Here is a 365-nt window from a genome sequence, read left to right on the forward strand (position 1 = left end):
CGCTTCGCAGCGACAACATCCCCACCGACCTCCGCCAGCAGAAAACGCGCCACAGCCACAGGCGACGGGTGATCGAAGACCAACGTCGAGGGCAGCCGCACCCCACTCACCTGCGTCAGCCGGTTACGCAACTCGGCCCCACCCAGCGAGTCGAGGCCCATCTCCTTGAACGCACGGTCCGGCACCACCGCGGCGGACGTGGCATGACCCAGCACCGCGGCCACCTGGGCCTGAACCAGCTCCAGAACCACCCGCTCACGATCAGCCTCTGCCACCTCGGCCAACCGCCGCGCCAACGAACCTCCCGCCCCGGCCGACTGCTTCGGCACCCGCACGAGACCCCGCAACAGAGCCGGCAGCAACCC

At 69.6% G+C, this 365-nt stretch carries 1 protein-coding gene; it reads right to left on the reverse strand.

The window, feature by feature from the left end; translation table 11 throughout:
* Window positions 1-251: acyl carrier protein (locus Q0994_RS33970; RefSeq protein ID WP_299542601.1), on the reverse strand; the 251-nt coding region annotated here is incomplete at its 3' end.
* Window positions 252-365: the final 114 nt, after the last annotated feature.

Origin of the sequence: uncultured Streptomyces sp., assembly GCF_947488945.1 — a bacterium.
GTDB lineage: Bacteria > Actinomycetota > Actinomycetes > Streptomycetales > Streptomycetaceae > Streptomyces.